The organism is Blautia sp. SF-50, assembly GCF_900101315.1.
In the GTDB taxonomy this organism is placed as follows: Bacteria; Bacillota; Clostridia; order Lachnospirales; family Lachnospiraceae; genus Blautia_A; species Blautia_A fusiformis.
On sequence record NZ_FMUW01000004.1, the window covers coordinates 79,883 to 93,150 of the forward strand.

The following is a 13,268-nucleotide window of genomic DNA, read 5'->3' on the forward strand; positions in this document are numbered from 1 at the left end:
TCTTTCCTCATAAGAAAGACTGGATATACAGGAACGAAAAGGAGGAAGAAATGGGAGATTATATCAACGTAAAGGAAATCTTTGGCTGCGATGTATTTAACGATTCTGTTATGCAGGACCGTTTGCCGAAGAAGGTATACCGCGAACTGAAAAAGACAATAGAAGAGGGTAAGGAGCTGTCCATGGAGATCGCTGATGTGGTTGCACATGAGATGAAGGAATGGGCTATTGAGAAAGGTGCTACTCATTATTGTCACTGGTTTCAGCCGCTGACAGGTGTTACTGCCGAGAAACATGACGCATTTGTCACAGCGCCAAGAGAGGACGGAAAGGTACTCTTAAGCTTTTCTGGCAAGGAGCTGATCAAGGGTGAGCCGGATGCATCCTCATTTCCATCCGGAGGACTTCGTGCAACATTCGAGGCAAGAGGCTATACAACATGGGATTGTACATCACCTGCCTTTGTACGTCATGACGCAGCCGGCGGGATCTTATGTATCCCCACAGCATTCTGCTCCTACACAGGAGAGGCGCTTGACCAGAAAACACCGCTTCTTCGTTCCATGGAAGCGGTCAATACACAGGCGCTTCGACTTCTTCGCCTTTTCGGAAATACAACATCAAAAAAAGTAACTCCTTCCGTTGGAGCTGAGCAGGAGTATTTCCTGGTTGATAAGGAGAAATGGCTCCAGAGAAAAGACCTGATCTATACAGGAAGAACTCTTTTCGGTGCTATGCCGCCGAAGGGACAGGAGATGGATGACCATTATTTCGGAACCATCCGTCAGAGAATCTCCGCATACATGAAGGAAGTCAACGAGGAGTGCTGGAAGCTGGGCGTAACAGCAAAGACACAGCACAATGAGGTTGCACCTGCACAGCATGAGCTGGCACCGATCTACGCACCGGTAAATATTGCAGCAGATCACAACCAGATCATGATGCGTATCCTCAAAAAAGTTGCAAGCCGCCATGGTATGCGCTGCCTGCTTCATGAGAAACCGTTTGCAGGAGTTAACGGTTCCGGTAAGCACAACAACTGGTCCCTGACAACGGATGACGGGATCAACCTTCTTGAGCCGGGAAAAACTCCTCATGAGAATATCCAGTTCCTTCTTGTTCTCACTTGTATCCTGAAAGCCGTTGATGAGCATGCAGATCTTCTGAGAGAGTCTGCAGCAGACGTTGGAAACGATGAACGTCTCGGAGGAAACGAGGCACCGCCGGCAGTTATCTCCGTATTCCTTGGTGAGCAGCTTCAGGATGTTCTGGAGCAGCTGATCAGCACAGGTACCGCCACACACAGTAAGACCGGCGAGATCCTGGATACCGGTGTTAAGACACTTCCGGATTTCATGAAGGATGCTACAGACCGAAACAGAACATCACCGTTTGCGTTCACAGGAAACAAATTTGAGTTCCGTATGGTTGGTTCCCGTGATTCCATTTCCGAGTGCAACGTAGTTCTGAACACGATTGCAGCAGAAGTATTCCGCGATGCATGCGACCGTCTGGAAGCAGCAGACGATTTTGATACTGCAGTACATGACCTGATCAAGGAGTATGCGATCCAGCATCAGCGTATTGTATTCAACGGAAACGGATATGCACCGGAGTGGGAGGCAGAGGCAAAGAGACGTGGACTTCCGATCCTTCCGTCCATGGTAGATGCTATTCCTGCGCTGACTACAGATAAGGCTGTGAAGCTTTTTGAATCCTTTAATGTATTTACAAGAGCAGAGCTTGAGTCCAGAGCAGAGATCCAGTATGAAGGCTATGCAAAGGCTATCAACATTGAGGCCAAGACCATGGTGGATGTAGCTACCAAGCAGATCATCCCGGCAGTGATCCGTTATACAACGGTTCTTGCAGAGTCCATCAATTCTGTGAAGGCAGTGAGCGCAGCGCTTGATGTCAGTGTACAGACAAGTCTTCTGGAAAAAACCTCCGCACTTCTTGCTGAGACCAAGACAGCTATGGATAAGCTTTCCGGACTGATCGCTGAGTCGGAATCCCATGAAGAGGGACGTGACCGTGCTGTATTCTTCAGAGAGAGCGTGGTACCGGCAATGCAGGCTTTAAGAAAACCTGTAGACGAGCTTGAGATGATCGTAGATAAAGATATGTGGCCGATGCCATCCTACGGTGATCTGATCTTTGAGGTATGATCGGTTAAATAAAATACAGGAAATAAGAGATGTTCCCTGGGTGCAGCGGCATCTTTGAGATCAAATGACGGGACAGATGTAAGATCTGTCCCGTTTTTTACCTGGCGGAGAAAAAATCTGTAAGCGGTTATCCGTCAGAGGATCATATAATAACTGCGGATGAGGATATCTGCGGCATTCAATCAGATTCAGGAGTAAGTATATATGATAGAATTAGAATTTTTAAAAGAACAGAACGTTTCCGAAAGCCTGATCCACGGTATCGAGGAGTTTCGAAGAAATTATAACGTTGATGAGGGGGCTGCAGCCAGAGTTACCAGACCGTCCATACCGTTCTACGGAAAAGAAATCCTGGAAATGGCCATTGCAGGACTTCTGGAAGGAGAAAATCTTCTTCTTGCAGGCCCAAAGGCCACGGGAAAAAATATCCTGGCAGAAAATCTGGCATATGCTTTTGGCCGTCCGGTTTATAATGTATCTTTCCATGTCAATACAAACAGCGGAGACCTGATCGGAACGGATACCTTTGTAAACAATGAAGTCTGCCTCCGAAAGGGCAGCATCTATCAGTGTGCCGAGTATGGCGGCTTCGGTATTCTGGATGAGATCAATATGGCAAAGAACGATGCGGTCTCTGTCCTTCATGCGACTCTGGACTATCGCCGCTCCATTGATGTTCCGGGCTATGACCGGATCGACCTTCATCCTGCGGCACGTTTTATCGGAACCATGAACTACGGATATGCAGGAACAAAGGAGCTGAACGAAGCTCTGGTTTCCCGTTTCCTGGTGATCGATATGCCAGCACAGACAGAAGAAACCCTGGGATTTATTTTTCGCAAAATGTTCCCGGAGGCAAAGGAAAAGGCAGTGGAACAGTTTATCGGTGTATTTATGGATCTTCAGAAGAAATCCGTAAACAGTGAGATCTCCACAAAAGCGCTGGATCTTCGAGGACTTCTGGCTGCCATGAAGATTGTTCGTGCAGGACTTTCTCCTCTGGCAGCAGTGCAGATGGGAGTGGTGAACAAAACCTTCGATATTTTTGAAAGGGAGATCGTGGACGATGTAGTCCGTACAAGGATCCCGGAAGAGTGGACAAAGGATGATGTCTATGCATAAAGATCTGACAGAAGAACTTTCTATAGAAGATTACAAGATGGAGCTGGAAAACCGGATCCGTAATCTCCTCTGGACGGTAAGCGGCGACTATACACTGGATGTGAAGCCGGATGTATCGCTGTTTCTCCGCTCAAAAGAGATCGCTCTTTACGATGGAATCAAACAGGGGGCTTTTGCCAGATATTTTGACAAAAATCTGCTTGGCCTTTATCTTGTAAAAAAAATCTATCTGGATGCCTCTGAGACGGAGCTGACCGGGCTGACACAGCTCTGTATCGAAGCGGCAGTGGGAGAGCGGATCTGTGAAGAGCGCCCCGGGGTTCGCCGCATGAGAAAAAAAGCTCTGGAAGATATCCTGGATCAGGAATATGAAACCCTGCCTTTCTACGATAAGCTGTTAGACAGGCTGAAAATTGCAGTATTTCGTGATGTACTTACAGGAAGCGTACAGCCTCTGGAGAAAAAACTGTCTGCATTCCGGAATCAGATCTATGCCTGCGCAGAAAGCGGAGACACCATGGAACTGATTCGGATCATTGACAGCCTCTATAATGCGGTCATCGATCCGGACTTTGAGAAGAAAAACGGTTCCCTTGAACGGGTAATGGCGGTGACGCTGGAAGAATTGACGGAATTTGGCTGGGAAGACTACCTTAATGAAGAGATGTATGAGGAAGCTCTGGAAAATTACGTGGAAAAGCTCACAGACCGGATGACAGATATTGAAGATTCCTCGCTGACACAGGATATGGAAGAAAAACGTAAGGTGAAAAACAAGATCACGGTGATTTCAGAGGAAGCTCTTCAGAAAGCTCATACCTATGTGGAACTGAATTTTGGAAAAACCTATCTTACACCTGCGGAAGAAAAAAGAATGAACCATCTTATGTGCCGGGGAATACACGGAGACTGCAGCCTGTATTTTACAGAAGGAATCCTGAAAAATCCGGTTCGTGATAATTATCAGTACCAGTATGCAAAGCGTCTGCGTAATAAGAACATATGGATCTATCATGACAAGCACAGAATTGCAAAACGAAATATTGCCATATTGACTGAACTCCTGAAAAAAGCACTGGTGATCCGAAGTGAAAACCAGGAAGTCCTATCAGACCGGGGAACTATCGTTCCTTCCAGGCTGTGGCGTATAGGCAGAAGCGGTGAGGCAAATCTTTTTAAGAGGATTCTTCGTGGAGACAATACGGATTTTGTGGTGGATATACTGATCGATGCCAGTGGTTCACAGATGAGCCGACAGGGAGATGTGGCACTGCAGGCTTATATGATCAGCTCTGCCCTGAGCAATGTGGAAATCCCTCATCGGGTTATGAGCTACTGCACATTTTGGGATCATACGATCCTGCACAGGTTCCGGGAATATGATGATCCGGTTTCGGCGGATGAGGATATTTTCAATTATGTGACTTCCTCCAATAATCGGGACGGGCTTGCCATAAAAGCAGCGGGATACAGTCTTTTGCAGAGGGAAGAGGAAAAAAAGATCCTGATCATCTTAAGTGACGGACGCCCCTACGATGTGATCATAAACCGCCCCAATGCAAAAAATCCGGCCCCTTATCAGGGAAAATATGCCATTTCAGATACTGCAACAGAGGTGCGGCGTCTTCGGAGCCAGGGCGTCAGTGTTCTGGGGGTATTTGCAGGTGAAGAGAAGGATCTTCCGGCGGAAAAGAAGATTTTTGGAAAGGATTTTGCTTATATCCGGGATATCGGAAATTTCTCAAAGATCGTAGGGCGATATCTGACAAAACAGCTGGAAACGGACAACTGAAAAAAAAAAGTATTTTATTTTAGATGTATAATATTCAATTGTAAGGAATAAGGTCACTATGTTAGCATAAAAGCTGCATAGTGACCAATTATTTGCTTATAATTATACAGAAAATTGTAAATAATATATAATATCTCAGATATAATTTCTTGCAAAATACTGCGAAATTTGCTATACTATATAACGTTACTAATTTACTAGATAAAGGGAGAGGAAATATGAACAAAAACACAGAGTTCAAACCTTACATTCCTGCGGAGAAAATCACTCCGGAGCTCACAGTTACATCTGTGATCATGGGATGTATTCTTGCTGTCATCTTCGGCGCAGCCAATGCTTACCTTGGTCTTCGTGTTGGTATGACAGTATCTGCTTCCATTCCGGCGGCAGTTATCTCCATGGGTGTTATCCGCGTGATTCTTCGCAGAAACTCCATTCTGGAGAGCAATATGGTCCAGACTATCGGTTCAGCCGGTGAGTCTCTTGCAGCAGGTGCTATCTTCACCATGCCTGCACTGTTCCTCTGGGCAGAGGAAGGACTTACAAGCAAACCAGGCATCGTTGAGATCACTCTGATCGCACTTTGCGGTGGTATCCTTGGTGTACTTTTCATGGTACCCCTTCGTAATGCCCTCATTGTTAAAGAGCATGCAACTCTTCTCTATCCGGAAGGAACTGCCTGCGCAGACGTTCTTCTTGCCGGTGAGGAAGGCGGAGCAAATGCTTCCACAGTATTCTCCGGTATGGGACTTGCAGCTGTCTTCAAATTTGTTGTTGATGGACTGAAGCTTCTTCCGGCAGATGTTTCTGCAGCATTTAAATCCTTCAAGGGTGAGATCGGTATGGAGGTTTATCCGGCACTTCTCGGTGTTGGTTATATCGTAGGACCGAAGATCGCATCCTACATGTTTACCGGTTCTCTTATCGGCTGGATGGTCATCATTCCGCTGATCTGCCTGTTCGGACCTGATACATGGATGTATCCGGCAGCAGAGGGAACGACCATTGCCCAGCTTTACGCAAACGGCGGAGCAGCAGCAATCTGGTCTACTTATGTTAAATATATCGGCGCAGGTGCTATCGCAACAGGTGGTATCATTTCCCTGATCAAATCCCTGCCGCTGATCGTTACAACCTTCCGTGACTCCATGAAGAGCATGAAGGGAAGCAAGAACACAAGCACAGAGAGAACCGCACAGGATCTTCCGATGCAGTTCATCCTTCTCGGTGTTATAGCAATGGTATTTATCATCTGGATCGTTCCGGCAATCCCGGTAACTCTTCTTGGTGCATGTATCATCGTAGTTTTTGGATTCTTCTTTGCAACAGTATCTTCCCGTATGGTAGGTCTTGTAGGAAGCTCCAACAACCCGGTTTCCGGTATGGCTATCGCTACTCTTCTGATTGCTACATTTGCGATCAAGAGCTCCGGTAAAACAGGTATCGACGGAATGACAGCAGCGATCGCTGTTGGTTCTGTTATCTGTATCATCGCAGCGATCGCCGGTGATACCTCTCAGGACCTTAAGACAGGATACCTTCTCGGTGCTACACCTAAGAAGCAGCAGATGGGTGAGATGCTCGGTGTTGTTGTTTCCGGTCTTGCTATCGGCGGTGTTCTGTATCTTCTGGATGCAGCATGGGGCTACGGTACAGCAGAGATTCCTGCGCCACAGGCTCAGCTTATGAAGATGATCGTTGAGGGAATCATGGGCGGAAACCTTCCATGGGGACTTGTATTTGTAGGTGTATTCCTTGCAATCTGCCTTGAGATCCTCCGTATCCCGGTAATGCCTTTCGCAATCGGTCTTTACCTTCCAATCTACCTGAACGCAACCATCATGATCGGTGGTATTGTTCGTGGATTACTTGACCGCAGAAAAGGTGTTGACGAAAAAACCAAGACAGCTCAGGCCACAGATGGTACTCTCTACTGTGCTGGTATGATCGCCGGCGAGGGTCTTGTTGGAATTCTTCTTGCGATCTTTGCAGTTGTCGGTATCAGCCTTGATATGTCCGGCGTTGTAAACCTTGGAAATATCGGCGGTGTTGTGCTGATGATCATCATGATCCTGTCACTGCTTAAATTCTCTATCTGGAGAAAGAAGAAAGCCTGATGAGAAAAAACAAAAAGGATAAGAAACAGGATATCAACTATCTTGATCTGATCCCGGAAACAAACCAGTCGATCCGGTGGCACCGGGACCTGAAGCAGCGGATCATTCTTGAGATAGAGAATAAGGGTATGTTCAATACCATCGCGCAGAAGGTTTTTGGCAAGCCAAGGTTTTCCAAGGTTCATCTTGATGAAATGGGAACTTTTATCTGGCCTGAGATCGATGGAGCCAAAACCGTGCAGGAGCTTGCCCTGCTGGTGAAAGAGCATTTCGGAGATAAGGCAGAACCGCTTTATCCGAGAATCGTAAAATACTTTCAGATAATGGAAAGCTATGAATTTGTTCATTTTATAAATAAAAAGACAGAAAAATAGCATGGAGAACGGGAACGGACGCAGAATAGTGTACGGTCCCGTTCTTTTTATGACACGTCAGTGCGGGAAACTGATGCAGTTGTCATATGATACTATAGCATTTTCGGAATTTTCACAGCGGAATAGAAATATTGAGGACATTTCAAGACAGAAATTCCGGGAATTGCTGTAAAAAATGAAAGGAGCACTTTATGAGTCTTGTGAAAAAAAAGGACTGGTATCTGGATTATCTTCTGATCATAGTAGGAACCGGGCTGATGGCACTTGCCATCAATTCCGTTTTTGATGCAACCGGGCTGGTAACAGGCGGCTTTTCCGGTATAGCGATCCTGGTGAAGCACTGGACCGGTGAGATCATAGATGGCGGGGTTCCGCTGTGGCTTACCAATATCACGCTGAACATTCCGCTGTTTTTTCTGGGATGGCGGATCAAAGGCTTTTCCTTTGTAAAAAAAGCTCTGGTCGGTGAGATCTCCCTCTCAACCTGGCTTGCCATTCAGCCGGTGTGGAATATTGCGGGAGATGATCTCCTTCTGGCTGCTGTATACGGTGGTGTGATCCTAGGAATCGGCATTGGAATGGTTTTCCTTGGACAGGGAACCACAGGCGGAACGGATATGATGGCAGCACTGATCCAGAAGTATATGCGTCATTATTCCATCGCACAGATCATGCAGTTTATTGATGGGCTTATTGTGATCGTAGGAATGTATGTGTTCGGTATCCAGCGGGCCCTGTATGCCATCATTGCGGTTTATCTGGTAACAAAAGTATCCGACAGTCTGATCGAAGGTCTGAAGTTTTCCAAACAGACATTTATCGTCACGGAGAAGCCGGATGAGGTTGCCAGAGTCATTATGGAAGACCTGGATCGCGGAGCGACAGGGATCTGTGGCAAGGGGATGTATTCCGGTCAGGAGAAGACGATCATCTTCTGTGTGGTAAACAAAAAGGAAATTGTGAAGCTGAAAGAGCTGGTAGATGATATTGATCCCAACGCTTTTGTGATCGTTTCCGATGCAAGAGAAGTTCATGGAGAAGGTTTTATAGAGAAAAATTAGGCGGATTTCAACAAAAATTTGTAAATTTTTTCAGTTTTACTCTTTCATTTTTGGTGATTTTGTATTAAAATAGCCATAGATAGAGAGGGAAAGACAGAAGATAAGCATACACATAAGTGAGAAGGGATTGAACGGAATGATATCGAATCAGGTGTTACAGAATACGCTCGAGGGACTTAAAGAAATATCAAGGACGGAATTTTGTGTCATTGACACAGACGGCAAGGTACTTGCGTCTACCTTTTCTGATTTTGAAATCCAGCCGGCAGATATCCAGGCTTTTGTAGAATCCCAGGCGGACAGCCAGCTTGTCAAGGGATTTCAGTACTTTAAGGTCTGTGATGATTATCAGTTGGAATATGTCCTGGTAGCCCACGGAGATGATGAGGATACTTATATGGTAGGCAAGCTTGCAGCCTTCCAGATCCAGAATCTGATCGTTGCGTACAAGGAGCGTTTTGACAAAGACAGCTTTATCAAGAATCTTCTTCTTGATAATCTTCTTCTGGTGGATATTTACAACAGAGCGAAGAAGCTTCATATTGAAGCAGATGTCCGTCGTGTAGTTATGATCCTGGAACTGAACCAGGAGAAAGATCACAGCTCTGTAGAGAGCGTGAAAAGCCTTTTTGGCGGAAAGAGCAGAGATTTTATCACTGCTGTTGATGAGAAGAGCATCATTATAGTCAAGGAACTGGAAGAGGGAGAGGGCTATCCGGAGATGGATAAGCTGGCTCATACGATTATGGATACTCTGGATCTGAATAAAGATGGTGAGGATGTCCACATGGCATACGGTACCATTGTCAATGAGTTGAAAGAAGTTTCACGTTCCTACAAGGAAGCGCGTATGGCCCTTGATGTAGGCAAGATCTTCTTCGGAGACAGGGAAGTTATCGCATACAGCTCACTTGGAATCGGACGCCTGATCTATCAGCTGCCTATTCCTCTGTGTAAGATGTTTATCCGCGAGATCTTTGACAACAAATCTCCGGACGATTTCGATGAGGAGACACTTGTCACCATCGATAAATTCTTTGAGAACAGTCTGAACGTATCGGAAACTTCACGTCAGCTGTATATCCACAGAAATACGCTGGTATATCGTCTGGATAAACTCCAGAAGAGTACAGGCCTTGATTTGAGAGTGTTTGAGGATGCCATTACATTTAAGATCGCGCTGATGGTTGTTCGATATATGAAATATATGGAGACATTAGAGTATTAATAGCATTCGGAATGCAGGATGATAGTTTGATATATTAAGGCAACATATTAGAAATTTTAAACTGCCACTTATTCCTTCCCGGAATAGGCGGCAGTTTTTGTGTGAGCGTTTTTCATCATGGAATACTGTTGTAAATGTCCCACCTGTTTGGAAGCATTCACGAAGTGTGTTACTGAGAACAGAGTGAGCAGTAACGAATTCACATGAACTTCACAGATAACATCCATGACTCTATTGTAATTTTGGTATTTTTACGTTAAAATAAATAATTTGAAGAGGGCTGTTGATTACTGTTCACTGGTAATATTCCGCGGAGCGCATTACTGAGAATGGAGTGGCCAGTAACAGTTGTAGGGCCCGGGAAATTTATTCTTGCATTTAAACAGAAAATATATTACAATAATGTTACGAAAAAATTAAGAAAATTATGCTTTTATAATATAGAGGAGGATATATATGATCGATCTTGTAGATGTGAGCAAATCTTACGGCCCGGGTCTTCCGGCTGTGAATCATGCGAACTTACATGTTGATAAAGGGGAATTCGTATTTGTAGTAGGAAGCAGTGGCTCCGGTAAATCCACACTGATCAAGCTTCTGATGAAAGAACTGGATTCTACCAGCGGAACGATCACAGTCAGCGGGGAACGTCTGGAGAAGATGAAACACAGACGTGTTGCCAAGTATCGCAGAAAGCTTGGGGTAGTATTTCAGGATTTCCGTCTTTTAAAAGACCGTAATGTGTATGAGAATGTAGCATTTGCGCAGCGTGTCATAGGAAGACCTACCCGTGTGATACGCAAACGTGTGCCGGAGGTTCTCCAGGAGGTAGGACTTGCAGGAAAGTATAAGGCATACCCGGATGAGCTTTCCGGTGGTGAGCAGCAGAGAGTTGCTCTTGCCAGAGCACTGGTAAACCGCCCGGACATCCTTCTGGCAGATGAGCCGACCGGAAACCTGGATCCGAAAACCTCTGAAGAGATCATGGCTCTGATGGAGCAGATCAATGACAGAGGAACCACAGTTCTGGTAGTTACCCACAATAAGGATATCGTCAATGCCATGCGCAAGCGAGTAGTCACCATGCACAACGGCAAGATCATCAGCGATGAGAAAGAGGGAGGATATCATGAGGCCTAGTACGATCTGGTATACCCTGAAGCAGGGCTTTAAGAATATAAAAAGAAACTGGATGTTTTCCCTGGCATGTATCATCACGATGGCAGCCTGCATTTTTCTGGTAGGTATTTTCTATTCCATCGTGAACAACGTCGGTAATATTGCCCATAAGGTGGAAGAAGAAGTACCGATCACAGTATTCTTTGATGAGGGCACTTCAGAGGAAGAAATCCAGGCGATCGGCGATGCTATTCAGTCCAGGCCGGAAGTGGCCAGGATGGACTATCAGTCCGCAGATCAGGCATGGGAAGAATACAAACAGAAATATTTTGGAGATGAAGATGCGGCAGATGGATTTAAAGATGATAACCCTCTTGCCAATTCATCCAATTATCAGGTATATCTTAATGATATTACCAAGCAGACAGAACTGGTGAATTATATCCAGGGACTGGAACATGTCCGGAAGGTAAATCAGTCTGAACAGGCCTCCAGGACACTGGGTTCCATCAACAAGCTGGTTTCTTATGTGTCGATTGCCGTGATCGCAATCCTTTTGATCATTTCCATATTCCTGATCAGCAATACAGTATCTATGGGTATTTCTGTCCGCAAGGAAGAAATCGGAATTATGAAATACATAGGAGCTACAGATGCTTTTGTACGACTGCCATTCCTTCTGGAAGGTATGATCCTCGGTGTGATCGGTGCGGCGATACCGCTGATCTGCCTGTTTTTCCTGTATAATTCCGCTGTAGAGTTTATTCTGACAAAATTCAATGTATTGACAGGAATCGTGGATTTCATTCCAATCTGGCAGATTTATGAGGGTCTGGTTCCCATGGGACTTGGACTTGGTGTGGGAATCGGTCTTTTGGGAAGCTTTTTCACAACAAGAAAACATCTCAGAGTATAACTAAATAGCAGAGAATCTTATGTATCCGCATGATGTGTGATCATAAGATATACAGCGGCTGTCGGAATATCGGCAGCCGTTTTCGGTATATAAAAACCGAACGGCGCACAGAGGAGTACAGAAAATCTGTGATCTTATCGGCTTTACCGGCTGTGCAGAAGAAAGGAAAAATATGAAAAATAAAGAATTCAAAAAAGGTATAGCCATTGGAGTGGCAGCAACGCTGGTTGTGACAGGCGCGGTTTTTACCAGCTATCAGAAAGTACTGTTTCCGAAAGGCAATGCGCTTTCCGATGTGAAAACGGTTCAGAAGCTGAATTACCTGGAAGAACTGATCGATGAAGAATATCTGGATGAAAAAGACGAAAGCAGCCTGCGTGAGGGGCTTTATGCTGGCATGCTTGCCGGCCTGAGGGATCCGTACTCCACCTATTACACAGCAGAACAGTATAAAGAGCTGAATACTTCCAATGAAGGCTCCTACGTAGGGATTGGTGCCGTTCTTCAGAAGGATGACACCGGAGGGGCAAAGATCATACAGCTTTATGAGGGTGGCCCTGGAGAACAGGCGGGACTGAAAAAGGGAGATGTGATCAAGGCAGTAGATGGAGCTGATGTTACAGACAAAGAAACTTCCGATATTGCTTCCATGGTCCGTGACAGTGAGAAAGATTCCGTAATGCTGACCATACAGCGGGAAAACGAAGAGAAAACCCGGGATGTCAAAGTGGAGATCCGGGATGTGGAGATTCAGACCGTTTCCCATGAGATGCTTTCCGGAGACACCGGCTATATCCGGATCTCCGAATTTTCTGAGGTGACCAGCGATCAGTATAAAAAAGCATTTGCAGATCTGAAGGATCAGGGAATGAAGAAGCTGGTTGTGGATCTCCGTGATAATCCGGGAGGCCTTCTTACTGCAGTCTGCGGCGTACTCCGCCAAATACTTCCGGAAGGACTGATCGTCTATACAGAGGACAAAAACGGAAAAAGGGAAGAGGAAACCTGCGACGGAAAAAATGAACTGGACATGCCGCTGGCTGTTCTGGTAAACGGAAACAGTGCCAGTGCATCGGAGATCTTTGCGGGGGCGGTAAAGGACTACGGGATTGGAACGATTGTAGGAACAACTACCTATGGGAAGGGCGTGGTGCAGACCATCCAGCCTCTTACCGATGGCAGTGCGGTAAAGATCACCATCGCAAAATATTTTACGCCAAAGGGCAATGATATCAACAAAAAAGGAATCACTCCGGATGTGGAAGCAGAGCTTTCCGGAGACATCACAGACTGGACAGAACTTACACATAAAGAAGACACGCAGCTTCAGACAGCCCTGAAAGAGATCGGACAGAGCTGACGCGTTCGGAG

General features: G+C 45.8%; 10 protein-coding genes. All 10 read left to right on the top strand.

From position 1 onward, the window contains the following. Positions 1-50: 50 nt before the first annotated feature. The 10 genes from BLP57_RS03870 to BLP57_RS03915 all read left to right on the top strand — a co-directional run bounded on the left by BLP57_RS03870 (position 51) and on the right by BLP57_RS03915 (position 13,257). A complete protein-coding gene (locus tag BLP57_RS03870; protein WP_021650786.1) occupies positions 51-2,168 on the top strand; it encodes a glutamine synthetase III family protein in 2,118 nt (705 codons plus the stop codon). 204 nt (positions 2,169-2,372) lie between these two features. Further along, complete coding sequence (locus tag BLP57_RS03875) at positions 2,373-3,290, top strand: AAA family ATPase (protein ID WP_092069567.1); 918 nt, start codon at positions 2,373-2,375, stop codon at positions 3,288-3,290. After that, complete coding sequence (locus tag BLP57_RS03880; RefSeq protein WP_175442948.1) at positions 3,283-5,082, top strand: nitric oxide reductase activation protein; 1,800 nt, start codon at positions 3,283-3,285, stop codon at positions 5,080-5,082. The genes BLP57_RS03875 and BLP57_RS03880 overlap by 8 nt, the downstream gene beginning before the upstream one ends. A gap of 218 nt (positions 5,083-5,300) precedes the next feature. Further along, on the top strand, positions 5,301-7,199 hold the full coding sequence (locus BLP57_RS03885; RefSeq protein WP_092069570.1) for an OPT family oligopeptide transporter: 1,899 nt from the start codon (positions 5,301-5,303) through the stop codon (positions 7,197-7,199). Then, positions 7,199-7,573 carry a PqqD family protein gene (locus BLP57_RS03890; protein WP_021650789.1) on the top strand — a complete coding sequence of 125 codons (375 nt, stop codon included), beginning with the start codon at positions 7,199-7,201 and terminating at the stop codon, positions 7,571-7,573. The genes BLP57_RS03885 and BLP57_RS03890 overlap by 1 nt, the downstream gene beginning before the upstream one ends. 191 nt (positions 7,574-7,764) lie before the next feature. Then, the gene (locus BLP57_RS03895; protein ID WP_022426731.1) at positions 7,765-8,634 is read left to right on the top strand and encodes a YitT family protein; all 870 of its coding nucleotides are present in this window, start codon (positions 7,765-7,767) and stop codon (positions 8,632-8,634) included. 136 nt (positions 8,635-8,770) lie between these two features. Further along, a complete protein-coding gene (locus BLP57_RS03900; protein WP_015526970.1) occupies positions 8,771-9,862 on the top strand; it encodes a PucR family transcriptional regulator in 1,092 nt (363 codons plus the stop codon). Between the two features lie 456 nt (positions 9,863-10,318). Further along, positions 10,319-11,002, top strand: a complete 684-nt coding sequence (ftsE, locus tag BLP57_RS03905) for a cell division ATP-binding protein FtsE (RefSeq protein ID WP_015526972.1) — start codon at positions 10,319-10,321, stop codon at positions 11,000-11,002. After that, positions 10,992-11,897, top strand: a complete 906-nt coding sequence (gene ftsX, locus BLP57_RS03910; protein ID WP_015526973.1) for a permease-like cell division protein FtsX — start codon at positions 10,992-10,994, stop codon at positions 11,895-11,897. Before ftsE ends, ftsX begins: the two co-directional genes overlap by 11 nt. Positions 11,898-12,069: 172 nt before the next feature. After that, positions 12,070-13,257, top strand: a complete 1,188-nt coding sequence (locus tag BLP57_RS03915; RefSeq protein WP_059085352.1) for a S41 family peptidase — start codon at positions 12,070-12,072, stop codon at positions 13,255-13,257. Positions 13,258-13,268 lie beyond the last annotated feature (11 nt).